The 14,382-nt window shown below is 73.3% G+C and carries 11 protein-coding genes and 2 riboswitches; of the genes, 6 read left to right on the forward strand and 5 right to left on the reverse strand.

The window, feature by feature from the left end; genetic code table 11:
• Positions 1–85 precede the first annotated feature (85 nt).
• Genes moaA through ACVW07_RS11910 form a run of 3 tightly spaced genes read right to left on the reverse strand, consistent with a single transcriptional unit; the run spans position 86 to position 1,997 of the window.
• The gene (gene moaA / locus ACVW07_RS11900; protein WP_456819453.1) at positions 86–1,093 is read right to left on the reverse strand and encodes a GTP 3',8-cyclase MoaA; all 1,008 of its coding nucleotides are present in this window, start codon (positions 1,091–1,093) and stop codon (positions 86–88) included.
• Positions 1,090–1,512 carry a molybdenum cofactor biosynthesis protein MoaE gene (locus tag ACVW07_RS11905; RefSeq protein WP_456819454.1) on the reverse strand — a complete coding sequence of 141 codons (423 nt, stop codon included), beginning with the start codon at positions 1,510–1,512 and terminating at the stop codon, positions 1,090–1,092. Before ACVW07_RS11905 ends, moaA begins: the two co-directional genes overlap by 4 nt.
• A complete protein-coding gene (locus tag ACVW07_RS11910) occupies positions 1,509–1,997 on the reverse strand; it encodes a MogA/MoaB family molybdenum cofactor biosynthesis protein (RefSeq protein ID WP_456819455.1) in 489 nt (162 codons plus the stop codon). The genes ACVW07_RS11905 and ACVW07_RS11910 overlap by 4 nt, the downstream gene beginning before the upstream one ends.
• 530 nt (positions 1,998–2,527) lie before the next feature.
• Positions 2,528–2,627: riboswitch (glycine riboswitch) on the forward strand.
• A 247-nt stretch (positions 2,628–2,874) separates the two neighbouring features.
• Between ACVW07_RS11910 and gcvP the strand changes: the two genes are divergently transcribed.
• From gcvP to ACVW07_RS11935, 5 genes are all read left to right on the forward strand, one after another.
• Positions 2,875–5,844, forward strand: a complete 2,970-nt coding sequence (gcvP, locus tag ACVW07_RS11915) for an aminomethyl-transferring glycine dehydrogenase (RefSeq protein WP_456821072.1) — start codon at positions 2,875–2,877, stop codon at positions 5,842–5,844.
• Positions 5,845–5,873: 29 nt separating this feature from the next.
• Entirely contained in the window at positions 5,874–7,106 is a 1,233-nt protein-coding gene (gcvT, locus tag ACVW07_RS11920) for a glycine cleavage system aminomethyltransferase GcvT (protein WP_456819456.1), read from the forward strand.
• Between the two features lie 40 nt (positions 7,107–7,146).
• The gene (gene gcvH, locus ACVW07_RS11925) at positions 7,147–7,515 is read left to right on the forward strand and encodes a glycine cleavage system protein GcvH (protein ID WP_456819457.1); all 369 of its coding nucleotides are present in this window, start codon (positions 7,147–7,149) and stop codon (positions 7,513–7,515) included.
• A 261-nt stretch (positions 7,516–7,776) separates the two neighbouring features.
• Complete coding sequence (locus ACVW07_RS11930) at positions 7,777–8,010, forward strand: LuxR C-terminal-related transcriptional regulator (protein ID WP_456819458.1); 234 nt, start codon at positions 7,777–7,779, stop codon at positions 8,008–8,010.
• A 125-nt stretch (positions 8,011–8,135) separates the two neighbouring features.
• Positions 8,136–8,570 (forward strand): (deoxy)nucleoside triphosphate pyrophosphohydrolase, encoded by a 435-nt coding sequence (locus ACVW07_RS11935; protein WP_456819459.1) that lies wholly within the window; start codon positions 8,136–8,138, stop codon positions 8,568–8,570.
• Positions 8,571–9,032: 462 nt separating this feature from the next.
• On the opposite strand, the gene metE is transcribed toward ACVW07_RS11935, so the two are convergent.
• Positions 9,033–11,357 carry a 5-methyltetrahydropteroyltriglutamate--homocysteine S-methyltransferase gene (gene metE, locus ACVW07_RS11940; RefSeq protein WP_456819460.1) on the reverse strand — a complete coding sequence of 775 codons (2,325 nt, stop codon included), beginning with the start codon at positions 11,355–11,357 and terminating at the stop codon, positions 9,033–9,035.
• Positions 11,358–11,371: 14 nt separating this feature from the next.
• Positions 11,372–12,397 carry a methylenetetrahydrofolate reductase gene (locus tag ACVW07_RS11945; RefSeq protein WP_456819461.1) on the reverse strand — a complete coding sequence of 342 codons (1,026 nt, stop codon included), beginning with the start codon at positions 12,395–12,397 and terminating at the stop codon, positions 11,372–11,374.
• A 70-nt stretch (positions 12,398–12,467) separates the two neighbouring features.
• Positions 12,468–12,564, reverse strand: a riboswitch (SAM riboswitch).
• A 397-nt stretch (positions 12,565–12,961) separates the two neighbouring features.
• Between ACVW07_RS11945 and ACVW07_RS11950 the strand changes: the two genes are divergently transcribed.
• Complete coding sequence (locus ACVW07_RS11950) at positions 12,962–14,269, forward strand: hypothetical protein (protein WP_456819462.1); 1,308 nt, start codon at positions 12,962–12,964, stop codon at positions 14,267–14,269.
• The last annotated feature ends 113 nt before the right edge of the window (positions 14,270–14,382 follow it).

Genomic DNA, 14,382 nt, shown 5'->3' on the forward strand with positions numbered 1-14,382 from the left:
CGACGCGCGCGAGGTCGACGGCCCGGCAGGCCAGCCGTGAGGGAAGCCGGCGTGGCCCGTTGGGGCAACGGGCGGGTCGGCCGCCTCAGCCGCCGATCGCGCTCATCGGGCGCCTGGGCTGCAGGAACGTCGGGTCGTCGATGTCGTGCCCGGCCTTCTTGCCGGCGAGGCACCGCCGGTAGGCGTCCGCGATCGCGGCGTCCACGTCGACCGTCGGGTCCTCGGACCGCACGAGGTCACGCACGTCGGTCTCGCCCTGGGAGAACAGGCAGGCCCGGAGCTGCCCGTCGGCGGTGAGCCGCAACCGGTCGCAGGCCCCGCAGAAGGGCGCGGTCACGGACGCGATGACGCCGACGGTCGCGGGTCCGCCGTCCACGGTCCACAGCTCGGCGGGCGCCGACCCGCGGCCCGGGACCTCGGTGAGCGTGAACTCGGCGGTGAGCCGAGCCAGGATCTCGGCCTGCGTGACCATCGCCGTGCGGTCCCAGGTGTGGCCGCCGTCGAGGGGCATCTGCTCGATGAACCGCATCTGGTACCCGCGGTCGACGGCGAACCGGGTGAGGGCCACCACCTCGTCGTCGTTCACACCACGCATCGCGACGGCGTTGATCTTGACGGGCGTGAGGCCGGCGGCCTCGGCGGCGGCGATCCCGGCGAGCGTCTCGACGAGCCGGTCGCGTCGGGTGAGCTCGATGAAGCGGGCACGGTCGAGGGTGTCGAGGCTGATGTTGACGCGTGACAGCCCGGCGTCCCGCAGCGGCGAGGCCAGCGCGGGCAGCCGGAGGGCGTTCGTGGTGAGCGACACCTCCGGGCTCCCGGCCGGACCGGTGAGCGCGGTGAGGCGGCGCACCACGTCGACCACGTCGACCCGGAGCAGCGGCTCCCCGCCCGTGAGGCGGATCTCGGTGATGCCGTGCTCGACGCCCACACGGGCGACCCGCACGATCTCGTCCGTGGTGAGCATCGTCGACCGGGCCAGCCACGGGACGCCGTCGGCGGGCATGCAGTACGTGCAACGCAGCGAGCAGCGGTCGGTCAACGAGATCCGCAGGTCGCGGTGCACCCGGCCGAACCGGTCCGTCAGGTCGCTCATGCCATCCCCACCCATACGTGGCTCCCGTCCGCGAGGACCTCACGCTTCCACACGGGCAGCTCCGCCTTGACCCGTTCGACGAGTGTGCGGCAGACGTCGAACGCCTGCGCCCGGTGCGCGGTGGCGACGGCGGCGACGATCGCCGCCTCCCCGACGGCGAGGTGCCCGACGCGGTGGCTGACCGCGAGGCCGAGCACCTCCGGGTCGGCGGCGACCTCCGACGCGATACGAGACAGCACGGCGGCGGCGTCGGGGTGCGCGCTGTAGTCGAGCGCGACGACCTCGCCCGTGACCGACGGATCGTGGTCGCGGACCAGACCCACGAAGGTCGCGACGGCACCCGCCTGGTGGCCGCTGACGTGTTCCACGTGAAACAGCAGGTCAAGCGGCGCCTCGTCGAGACGTGTGAACACCGTCATCCGTGGTCCCCTCCGCCCAGCTGGTCCAGCAGATGATCGATGAGCGGCAGCAGCACGTCCAGTCCTTCGACGACCCCGCCGGGCGACCCGGGCAGGTTCACGACCACCGCCCCGGACGCCGTGACGCCGGCGAGCCCGCGGGAAAGCACCGCGGTCGGTACCGTCCGGGCGCCCTCCCGGCGCAGCAGCTCGGCGATCCCCGGCAGCTCCCGGTCGAGCAACGGGCGCGTGCCTTCGGGCGTCCGGTCCCGAGGGCCGACACCCGTCCCGCCGGAGGTGACCACGAAGACGGCACCCGAGCCGACGGCGAGCCGGACCGCCTCGGTCACGCCCGGCGCACCGTCCGGCACGACGTGCGGCGCGCTCACCTCGAACCCCGCGTCCCGCAGTCGCAGGACGGCGGCAGGTCCTGACCGGTCCTCCCGCACGCCGGCGGCGGACCGGTCGGACACGACGACCACCGCTGCCAGGCGTCCAGACGACATCGGGCAAGCGTACGAGCCCTCGGACGCCCTCGACCGGGACCGTCCGCCCCCGGCCACCTCGGCCGACCTGCCGAGCGGCAGAACGGGGTGAGACCGGCAGTCTGCAGTGCCGTCCTCACCCTCAGCACACGTTCTCGGCGGCGCGGGGAGCCGGCCCGGCCGGAACGGCGGCGAAGGTGGGGTGGGGTGCGCGGTACGGCGGCGAGGGTGGGGCGTGCGGGGAGCGGCAGGACCTCGGCCGGGTGAGGTGCGCGGTACGGCGGTGAGGGTGGGGCGTGCGGGCAGCGGCGGGACCTCGCCCGGGTGAGGTGCGCGGAACGGCGGCGAGGGTGCGGCGTGCGGGGAGCGGGCAGGGCCTCGGCCGGGTGAGGTGCGCGGTACGGCGGCGAGGGTGCGGCGTGCGGGGAGCGGGCAGGGCCTCGGCCGGGGTGGGGGTCCGGAGCGCGGGACGAGCCCTCCGTGGTGGTCATCGAGCCGCGGACCGTCCCCGTCGGCCGGGTACGCTGAGCCCCACAACTCAACATGCTGCTCGAACCGCGGCGGGAGAGCTCCCGCGACGCACGCACAGCGGGACGCCGAAGGAGCAACCCTCCCCGGGAATCTCTCAGGCCCCTGTACCGCCACGGCGAGGCAACTCTGGAAAGTGGTCACCCGACGAACCGGGTGACCCACCGACGGTGCAAGTCGGCGCGCCCCGGGCTCGGAACCGAGCCATGGCGGACCGGCAAAACTCTCAGGTACGTGCGGACGCACGGATGACAGAGCGGGGAGCCCACCCGTCCGTCCCGGCGACCCTGCCGGGCGAGCCCCCGGAGCAGCCGTGACCGACCTGCACGCAGTCCCGACGACGATCCCGGTGATCCCGCCGCTCGACGTCATGCCCGACGTCGTGCCGTTCACCGCGGTGGAGCACACGCCCGCGGCACGGGACTTCGCCGACCGCCACATCGGTCCGCGCGGCGAGGAGACGGCCCGGATGCTCACGGCCGTGGGCTACGACAGCCTGGACGCGCTCGTCGACGCAGCGGTCCCGGCGTCGATCCGCTCTGAGCGGCCGCTCGACCTGCCGGCGGCCCGGTCGGAGGAGGAGGTCCTCACGGACCTGCGCGCGATTGCGGGCCGCAACCGCGTCATGACGCAGATGATCGGCCAGGGCTACAGCGACACGATCACGCCGGCCGTGATCCGCCGGAACGTGCTCGAGTCCCCAGCCTGGTACACCGCGTACACGCCGTACCAGCCGGAGATCTCGCAGGGCCGCCTGGAGGCCCTGCTGAACTTCCAGACGATGGTCACGGACCTCACCGGCCTGGACATCGCGAACGCGAGCCTGCTCGACGAGGCGACGGCGGTCGCGGAGGCGGTCGCGCTGATGTGGCGTGCCCAGAAGAACAAGGACGGCACGGTCGTCCTGGACTCGGAGCTGTTCGGCCAGTCGCTCGCCGTGACGGTCGGGCGGGCGGAGGCCATCGGCCTGCCGGTCGTGGTCGCGGACCTGACGGGCGGGCTGCCGGAGGTCGACGGGCCGCTCCTCGGCGTCGTCGTCCAGCAGGTCGGCGCGTCGGGCGTGGTCCGGGACCTCGCGCCGGTCGTCGCCCAGGCGAAGGAGCGCGGTGCGCTCGTGACGGTCGCCGCCGACCTGCTCGCGCTCACGCTGCTCACCAGCCCGGGTGAGCTCGGCGCGGACGTCTCGGTCGGCTCGGCGCAGCGGTTCGGCGTCCCGCTGTTCGCCGGCGGCCCGCACGCGGCGTTCATGGCGGTCCGCACCGGGCTCGAGCGGATGCTGCCGGGCCGGCTCGTCGGGGTGTCCGTGGACGCCGACGGCGCGCGCGCCTACCGGCTGGCCCTGCAGACCCGTGAGCAGCACATCCGCCGCGAGAAGGCGACGAGCAACATCTGCACCGCGCAGGCCCTGCTCGCGATCGTCGCGTCGATGTACGCCGTGTACCACGGGCCCGACGGCCTGCGTGCGATCGCGGAGCGCGTGCACAACCGCGCGGAGGCCGTCGCGACGGTGCTGCGCGCCGCCGGGGTGACCGTCACGCACGACCGGTTCTTCGACACGGTCCAGGCCCACGTCCCCGGCCGGGCCCGCGCGGTCGTCGAGGCCGCGGCCCGGGGCGACATCAACCTCTGGGCGCCCGACGGCGACCACGTGCAGGTGGCGTGCGACGAGCGCACCTCCGACCAGCACGTCCTCACGGTCGTGCTGGCGTTCGCCCACGCGGGCGCGACGAGCGTCGACGCCGACGAGGTGGGCGTGGAGGCCGTCCGGGCCACCGCGCTGCGAGCCGCCTCCGGTGCCCCGACGGGCCCGCTGCCCGCCGACCTCCGCCGGACCACCCCGTACCTGACGCATCCCGTGTTCCACCTGCACCGCTCGGAGACGGCGATGCTCCGCTACCTGCGGCGGCTCTCCGACAAGGACCTGGCGCTGGACCGCACGATGATCCCGCTGGGCTCGTGCACCATGAAGCTGAACGCGACGGTCGAGATGGAGCCCATCTCCTGGCCGGGCTTCGCGAGCATCCACCCGTACGCCCCGGCCGACCAGACCACCGGCTACGCCGATCTCGTCACCGAGCTGCAGGACTGGCTCGCGGAGATCACGGGCTACGCCGCCGTCTCGGTGCAGCCCAACGGCGGGTCCCAGGGCGAGTTCGCGGGCCTGCTGGCCATCCACGCGTACCACGCGGCGAACCGCCAGGAGAGCGAGCCGGCGCGCGACATCTGCCTGATCCCCGCCTCGGCGCACGGCACCAACGCGGCCAGCGCGGCGCTCGCGGGCATGCGCGTGGTCGTCGTCGCGACGGCCGACGACGGCTCCGTGGACCTCGACGACCTGCGCACGAAGCTCGACCAGCACGGCCCTCGGGTCGCCGCCATCATGATCACGTACCCCTCCACGCACGGCGTCTACGAGGAGGGGGTCCGCACCGTCTGCGACCTCGTCCACGAGGCCGGCGGGCAGGTGTACATCGACGGCGCCAACCTCAACGCCCTCGTCGGGCTCGCCAGGCCCGGCGAGATCGGCGGCGACGTGAGCCACCTCAACCTGCACAAGACCTTCTGCATCCCGCACGGCGGCGGCGGGCCCGGCGTCGGCCCGGTCGCCGTCGCGGCGCACCTCGCCGCGTACCTGCCGGGTGACCCCACGCCGGGCAGGCTGCCGGGCGACCCGACGCCCGGCAGGCGAGGCGGAGCGGTCGCCCCCGTCTCCGCGGCCCCGTACGGCTCGGCGGGCATCCTGCCGATCTCGTGGGCCTACGTGGCGCTGATGGGCGCCGACGGCCTGCGCACGGCGACGGAGACCGCGGTCCTGGCGGCGAACTACCTGGCCACCCGGCTGCGCGACCACTACCCGGTCCTCTACACGGGCCCGAACGGCCTGGTCGCGCACGAGTGCATCCTCGACCTCCGTGACATCACCAAGCAGACGGGCGTCACCGCGGAGGACGTCGCGAAGCGGCTCATGGACTACGGGTTCCACGCGCCGACCCTGTCCTTCCCGGTCGCGGGGACGCTCATGGTCGAGCCGACGGAGAGCGAGGACCTCGCCGAGCTCGACCGCTTCGTCGACGCGCTGCTCGCGATCCGTGGCGAGATCGACGCCGTCGCGGCGGGCACCTGGACCGTCGACGACTCGCCGCTGCGCCACGCCCCGCACACGGCCGCGAGCGTCTCGACGGACACGTGGGACCACCCCTACGGCCGCGAGCTCGCCGCGTTCCCGGTCCCGGCACTCCGCGCCGGCAAGTACTGGCCGCCGGTCCGCCGCATCGACGGCGCCCGTGGCGACCGGAACCTGGTCTGCTCGTGCCCTCCGGTCGAGGCCTACGCCGAGTGAACGCCGCCCCTCCGACGAACGGAACCCCCGTGCCCGACGACGTCCGCTCCCCGCTGCACGACGAGCACGTGGCGCTCGGCGCCGCGCTGACCAGCTTCGCGGGGTGGCAGATGCCGCTGCGCTACACCTCGGACATCGCCGAGCACACGGCGGTCCGCACGGCCGCCGGCCTGTTCGACCTCTCCCACATGGGCGAGCTCGAGGTCACCGGCCCGCAGGCGGCGGCGGCGCTGGACGCCGCGCTGGTCGGTAACCTCTCGGCGCTCGCGACGGGCAGGGCGCGCTACACGATGGTCGTCGCCGAGGACGGCGGGGTGCTCGACGACCTCGTGGTGTACCGCCTGGCCGACGAGCGGTTCGTGGTCGTCGCCAACGCGTCGAACGTCGTGGTGGTCCGCGAGGCGCTGCAGGACCGGATGGTCGGCTTCGACGCGGCCCTCGACGACGCCTCGCTGCGCACCGCGCTCATCGCCGTGCAGGGACCCCACGCCGAGGCGATCGTCACCTCGCTGACCGAGGCGGGCCAGGTCGAGGCCGTCTCCGCCCTGAAGTACTACACGGCCACCGACGCGACGGTCGCCGGCGTCGACGCGCTCGTCGCCCGCACCGGCTACACCGGCGAGGACGGCTTCGAGCTGTTCGTCCCGGCCGGGGAGGCGCCGGCCCTCTGGCGGGCCCTGCTGGCGGCCGGCGCGCCGCACGGCCTGGTCCCGGCCGGCCTCTCGGCACGCGACAGCCTCCGCCTGGAGGCGGGCATGCCGCTGTACGGCAACGAGCTGGACCGCTCCACGACCCCGCACGACGCGGGCCTCGGCCGCGTGGTCCGGCTGGACAAGGTGGACGACGCGGGTCACCCGCTCCCGTTCGTCGGCCGGGCAGCGCTGGAGGCACGCGCGCAGGCCGAGCCGACCCGCACGCTCGTCGGCCTGGAGGGCCTCGGCCGCCGGGCCGCGCGGCACGGCTACCCGGTCCTCGCACCGTCGGAGCCGGGCACCCGGCCCGGCACCGGGCCCGGCACGGCGGGCACGGGGGCCGACACTGCGGGTGCGGGGGCCGACACGGCGGCGGGCACGTCGGCCGGCACCGTGGTCGTCGGGACCGTCACCTCCGGCGCACCGAGCCCGACGCTGGGCCACCCCGTCGCGATGGCGTACGTCGCCCCGGCGTTCGCAGAGCCCGGCACCGAGCTGACCGTCGACGTCCGCGGCCGGCCCGAACCCGTGCGCGTCGTGGCCCTTCCCTTCTACCGTCGTCCTCGTTGACGATCACGTCGCCGCCGGCACCCGAGCACTGGAGCACCCGATGAGCCTGCCCACCCACCTGCACTACACCGTCGAGCACGAGTGGCTCGAGGACGGGTCGCCCGCGAAGGTCGGGATCACGTCGACCGCCGCCGACGCGCTCGGGGACATCGTCTACCTCGAGCTGCCGGCCGTGGGCGAGGAGCTGACCGCGGGATCGGTGGTCGGCGAGATCGAGTCGACGAAGTCGGTGTCCGAGCTCTTCTCCCCCGTCACGGGCACCGTGGTCGAGGTGAACCAGGCGGCGATCGACGACCCGTCGGTCGTGAACTCCGACCCGTTCGGGGCCGGTTGGCTGCTCAAGGTCGAGGTGTCCGGCACGGGCCCGCTCCTGACCTCCGAGGAGTACGCCGCCCAGTCCCCGGCCTGACGCCCGGGTTCTCGCACACACGGATGTTCCCGACATCGACGCGCACCGAACGGGTGAACGACACATGTCCGTAGCACGGCTGATGTATCTCTGTGCCGGTGCCTCGTTCATTGTGGGAGGCAGCGAGATCGGGTTCCACCAAGTTCGTGTTGACGAGATGACCAAACCGGCGTCATGACGCCCGGGATGTCACCTCTCATCCGGTACGCCGCCCACAGCGGAGCCGGAGAAGACGGCATCCACGCGCAACCGGAGGACACGATGACCATGCTGGAGACGACTGGGACCGTCGGGACCGTGACTGAGGCGCTCACGCGCCGCGAACGGGTGGTCCTGGCAGAGCTGGCCGAGGACGTGACGCTCGAGGAGATCGCCACGCGGCTGTTCGTGACGCGCAACACCGTGAAGTCGCAGGTGCGCAGCGTCTACCGCAAGATCGGTGTCTCCACGCGGACCGAGGCGGTGGCCTGGGCCGTGGCCCACGGAATCCGCTGAACGTCCGCTGAGCATGCGCTGAACCTCCGTCTGATCCGCCGGCAGGCTCTTCTGGGACGGCCCGGGCGACCGGGCCGTCGTCATGCCCCCGCATCCTCGTCGTCGTCGACTGGGATACTCGCGGCATGACCGCACCCGTTCTCGTCGTGGCGGCAGCGATCGTCGACGACCTGGATGACCCGTCCGTGCTGCTCGCCGCCCGCCGTGCCGTCCCGGCTCGGCTCGCCGGGCGGTGGGAGTTCCCCGGCGGCAAGGTCGACGCCGGTGAGACGGCGGAGGAGGCGTTGCACCGCGAGATCCGTGAGGAGCTCGGGGTGCGGATCGCCCTGGGCGCCGAGCTGGCCGGGCCGGACGACGGCGCGTGGCGCCTGACCGACGACTACGTGATGAGGCTGTGGCTCGCGGAGCTCGTCGAGGGCACGCCGGCACCGCTCGTCGAGCACGACGAGCTGCGGTGGCTTCCTCGGGGCCAGTGGCTGGACGTGCCCTGGCTGGATGCGGACGTCCGCATCGTCGAGATGCTGGCGGGGCGCGCTGCCGACGTCGATCTCCTCGGCTGAGCGCGCGTCGTCACCAGCGGTGGTTCGAGTTGCCCGAGCAGACGGACCCGGTGCCCTTGCACAGCGTGCACTCGCCCTTCCAGCGGATGCGGCCGGCACCCTCGCACTTCGTGCACTGCTGAACGTTGGAGCTGCACTCCTCACACTTCGCCATATCGGCGGCCCTCTTCCGTCGTGCGTCGTTGCCGGACACCGCGTGGACCGCCGTGTGGCCCCTGTCCATGCGTCGTGACTGACTCATCGGCATCGCCGCCCGAAAGATGAGCCGTCGCCGCCAGGTAAGGGCCGCCGACCGGTCGGATTCGGCCCTCGGGGCCCGAGATCGCCCGTTTTCCTTGCCCGTTCACTCTCGATGTCACCCGTTCGGCCGAGGCGCGCCGCGGTGGCGGAGCTCGTCGCGGGGATGACGAAGGCCCCGGCCGCATCGCGCAGCCGGGGCCTTCGTCGTCGTCAGGAGGGGTGTCAGAGCGTCGCGCGGACCGCCTTCGTCGCCTCGATGATGTGCTCGAGCGAGGGGGCGACCTCCTCGTAGCGGCGGGTCTTGAGGCCGCAGTCCGGGTTCACCCAGAGCTGGTCGATCGCGATCGCCTTGACGGCTTCCGTGAGGAGCTCCTCGACCTCGCCCTCGGACGGCACGCGCGGCGAGTGGATGTCGTAGACGCCCGGGCCGACCGCACGGGGGTAGCCGGCCGCGGAGATGTCGCCGAGGATCTCCATCTTCGAGCGGGCCGCCTCGATGGACGTGACGTCCGCGTCGAGGCCGTCGATGGCGCCGATGATCTCGCCGAACTCCGAGTAGCACAGGTGCGTGTGGATCTGCGTGTCGTCGCGGACGCCGGCCGTCGCCAGGCGGAACGAGCGGACCGACCAGTCGAGGTAGGCCGCGTGGTCCTCGACGCGCAGGGGGAGCAGCTCGCGCAGGGCGGGCTCGTCGACCTGGATGACCGCGATGCCGGCGGCCTCGAGGTCGGCGATCTCGTCGCGCAGCGCCAGGCCGACCTGGTTGGCCGTGTCGCCGAGCGGCTGGTCGTCGCGGACGAAGGACCACGCGAGGATCGTCACAGGGCCCGTGAGCATGCCCTTCATGTGCTTGTGGGTCAGCGACTGCGCGTACTGCGCCCACGCCACCGTGATCGGCGCCGGGCGGGACACGTCGCCCCAGAGGATCGACGGGCGCGTGCAGCGCGAGCCGTAGGACTGGACCCAGCCGTTCTGCGTCACGGCGAACCCGTCGAGGTTCTCCGCGAAGTACTGGACCATGTCGTTGCGCTCCGGCTCGCCGTGCACCAGCACGTCGAGGCCGATCTTCTCCTGCAGCTCGACGACGCGGCGGATCTCCGCCTTCATCTCGTCCTCGTACTGCTCGGCGGTGAGCTCGCCCCGGCCGAACGCGGCACGGGCCACGCGGATCTCGGTGGTCTGGGGGAACGAGCCGATGGTGGTCGTCGGCAGCGGCGGCAGGTCGAGGCGCTTGGCCTGCTGCTCCTTGCGGGACTCCCACGTGCCGCGGGTGAACGCGTCCTCGGTGAGGGCGGCGGCGCGCTCGCGCACCTCGGGGCGCACGACGCCGGGGGCGGTGCGGCGCGAGTTCACGGCGTCCGTGGCGGCGAGGAGCTGCTCGTGGATCGCCTCGCGGCCCTCGGTGAGGCCCTCGGCGAGCGTGACGACCTCGCCGACCTTCTGGTCGGCGAACGCGAGCCAGCTCTTCAGCGTCGCGTCGAGGTTCGGCTCGTCGGCCGTGTCGTGCGGGACGTGGAACAGCGACGTCGACGACCCGACCGCGACGGCCGCGGCGCCGAGACCCTCGAGCTGCTCGAGGACCTGGAGCTTGGCGTCGAGGTCCGCGCGCCAGATGTTGTGGCCGTCGATCACGCCGGCGACCAGCGTCTTCGTCTCCAGGCCGGGGACCTTCTCCGACGGCGCGTGGCCGCGGACCAGGTCGATGCCGATGGCCTCGACGTCGGTGGCGGCGAGCACCGGAAGCGCCGGGCCCAGGTCGCCGTAGGGGGCCGCGACGAAGATCGCCGGGCGGTCGGTGAGGTCGGTGGCGAGTGCGCGGTAGGCCTCGACGACCGCGGCGAGCAGCTGGTCGGCCGGCACCTCGATGGAGTCGGACACCAGGGCCGGCTCGTCGAGCTGGACCCACGTCGCACCGGCGGCCTTGAGGTCGCGCAGCAGCTCGGCGTACACCGGCAGGAGGTCCTGCAGGCGGTCGATGGGTGCGAAGCCCTCCGGCGAGCCCTCGGCGGCCTTGGCCAGCGCCAGGTAGGTGACCGGGCCGACGATGACCGGGCGGGTCAGCACGCCGTCGGCCAGTGCCTCGGTGAACTCGCGCACCGGGCGGTCGCTCGCGTAGCGGAACGCGGTGTCCGGGCCGATCTCGGGCACCAGGTAGTGGTAGTTCGTGTCGAACCACTTCGTCATCTCGAGCGGCAGGTCGTCGCCGCGGCCACGGGCCACCGTCGAGTAGCCCGCGAGGTCCAGGCGGCCGTTCTCGTCGACCAGGTCGGCGAAGCGGGCCGGCACGGCGCCGACCACGGCCGACGCGTCGAGCACGTGGTCGTAGAACGAGAAGGCGCTCGGGATGGCGGGGACGTCGGTCCGCAGGCCCAGCTCGGCCAGGCGGGTGCGCGTGCGGCGGCGCAGGTCGGCGGCGACGGCCTCGACCTCGTCCGCGGTGGAACGGCCGGCCCAGAACGACTCGATGGCCTTCTTGAGCTCACGGCGCGGCCCGATGCGGGGGTATCCCAGGACGGAGCCGGCGGGGAACGTGGGGGTGCTGGTCATGGTGTGTCGGTCCCTCAGAGGTCGGTCGTTGACGGATTGGGGTGACGGCGGGTCCGAGCTCCTCCGTCGAGGTCGGCGCCCTCGAGCAGGTCGAGCGCGGCGTGGTGCTGGTTGTACGTGTAGACGTGGATGCCGGGTGCCCCGCCGTCGAGGACGCCGTGGACCAGGTCGACGCTGGCGCGGATGCCCCGGCGGTGCCGGTCGAGCTCGTCGTCGGCCGAGCCCAGCAGGTCCAGCAGGTCGGGCGGCACCGGCACCCCGGTGAGCTCCTGCACGCGCAGCAGGCGGGCCGGGTCGGTGGTCGGGATGATGCCCGGGATGATCGGGATGGTGACGCCCGCGTCCCGTGCCTCAGCGACGAGACCGAGGTAGGCGTCGGCGTCGAAGAACACCTGCGTGATCGCGAAGTCCGCGCCGGCCTGCTGCTTGGCGAGCAGGCTCGCGACGTCCTGCGCGCGGGTGCCGCCGGTGGCCGCGTTGCCGCGCGGGAAGGCGGCGACGGCGACCGACAGCGGCCGGACGCGGGCACGGACCGCCTGGGAGGGGCTGTCGGCGCACCGCTGCTGCTCGAGGTCGCGGAGCAGCTCCACGAGCTCGCTCGCCGTGTTGAGGCCGTCGGGGTGCGGCTGCCAGTCGTCCTGGTCGGTGGGCGGGTCGCCGCGCAGCGCGAGGAACGACCGGACTCCCTCGTCGAGGAACTCCTCGACGATCGTGGTGATCTCCTCGCGAGAGGTCCCGACGCAGGTCAGGTGGGCGATCGGGTTCAGCGACGTCTCGCGCAGCAGCCGTCTGACGAACGCGCGCGTGGTGAGCCGTGTCTTGCCGGCGGCCCCGTAGGTGACGGACACGAAGTCGGGGTGCACCGCCTCGAGCGCCTGGATGGTCGCCCACAGCCGCGGTGCGGCGTCGGGGTTGCGCGGCGGGAACAGCTCGAACGACACCGTCGGCCGGTCCACGGCAGCGCGCGGGCGCGGCGACTCGGCGACGTGGACGCCGGTCACACGCTCGCTCGCGGTCGCGGCGGTCGTCGTCGCACTCACAGGGCAGCCCGGGCGCACCGGTGGTGACACCGGCGGGTGCGGGGTCGGGGGTCAGGCACAGACATGTCGCTCTCCATCGACCCTGGCGGAAGCACCCACACCCTCGACGAGGAGGGGGGTTGCTGCGGCGTCGTCGAGCCAGGTCTCTCGGCCGCTCTGGATGGTTGCCGCGATGCTACGCGACGACCACATGCTGAGCAACCATGTTCGCTCTGTGAGACGGAGGTGTCCGCTGCGTGTCCCTCCGCCGATGCGGCCGTCTGCCCGCCAGCCGCCGCACTCCGCTCGCCGGCCCGGGCAGGATGACGGCGGCCGTCCCGGCCCAGGGTAACGAAGCGCTCCGGTCTGTGGCGGCGCCAGGCGCCGAGGCCACGGGCCCGATCGGCGTCGGCACCCCGGACCGCTGGGACATGGAACATCGGCAAGCGACCCATACGGGCGTCCAGTACCTCCTAGTATCCGCACCGAAGATGTTCCGCTGCGCGGTGGGTCGTCCTGCCGGCGGACGGTGCGGTCACGTCCCGGCCGCGTGTCGTCGAGGAGGTCATCGTGCCGGGTGCAGTCGTGAGGAAGGGACTCGTGCCGCTGCTGGCCCTGGTCCTCGTGGGGACGACGGCGTCGGCCGCGCCCCTGACGAGCGGGGCGACGGCCCCTCTCCCGGGCTGCCCGGGATCGGTCGAGACCGACGCGGCAGTGGACGCGCTCGCATGCGACCCGGACGGCGCCGGCTTCGACGCGCTCAGCGCGTCGGGCGAGACGGCTCGGACCAGTCCGCCGTCGACCTCGTGGGACGCCTCGAGCCCTCCGTCGGCCGGGCCCCGCCTCCGCACCGGTGCGCGGCAGCGTCTCGCCGACGAGCCGGCTGTCCAGCGCGCGGCCGAGGCGACCGGCGGCCGTGCGCGCCTCGCGTCGGCACCGGTCGGTGCCGAGACCGTCGCGGCGGCACCCGTCGAGGTGTCCGACAGGGCGGTCGTGGCCACGCTCGGCGACATGCTGCTCACCGACCCGGACACCGTCCGGCCGGTCTCCGTCGACCCGGGCGTGAGCGCCTCGCTGCAGCAGGACGCGACGGCGGGGTCGGCGTACGCCGAGGGCGTCGGGCTGTGCAGCACGGCGGACGCCGCCGGCTCCTCGTGCGGTGACACCGTCACGACGCAGCTGCGGCCTTTCCCGTGGCGCGGGGGCACCAGGGCGGAGACCAAGCACGGACCGTACCCGCCGGCCGGTCTGCGTACGGAGAATCCGCGCACTGCGTGCGTGATGGGGGAGGGCCGGCCGTTCATGCGCTCGGAGACGCCGACACTGGTGGCGACGCTTGCCCACCCGGACGGCACCTCGCTCTACGGCCGGTTCGACGTGTTCGACGTGATCGACGGCGCGGCGCGGGGTGTCGTCTGGACCGGGAGCACCGCTCCTCAGGGTTCGGGCGCGGAGCACAAGGTCACCGTGAACGCCGAGGTCCTGCGGGACGGGCACACGTACCGCTGGCGCGCCCTTGCGTTCGACGCACGGTCCGGTGTGGGCATCTCGACGGTCCCCTGCGAGCTCACCGTGGACCTCGTCGCCCCCGACTCGCCGTCGATCACGCCGGTCCAGGGCCAGCCAGGTGTGTACGACAAGGACGTCGCCGGCGGCGGCATCGGGCTGACCGGCCAGTTCACCCTGTCGCCGGGCTCCTCGAGCGACGTCGTCGCGTACAAGTACTCGTTCGACGGCGACGCCATGGACCAGACCGCGGCCGTGTCGCTCGGTGGCAGCGCGACGATCTCGTACACGCCGACGACGGCAGGCCCGCACGTCCTGTACGTGGAGTCCGTCGACAGGGCAGGCAACACGAGCCCCACGCCGATCCATCGGTTCATCGTCAGGTAGCGGCTCGACCAGGTGATGACGTCTCCGCCACCGGGTCCGGCACCCCGGTCGGCGGTTCCTGCTGACCGTGAGCTGGTCCGGCAGGACGCGGGGTGATCGCTCGTCACACAGCA

The organism is Cellulomonas sp. URHB0016 (assembly GCF_054057935.1).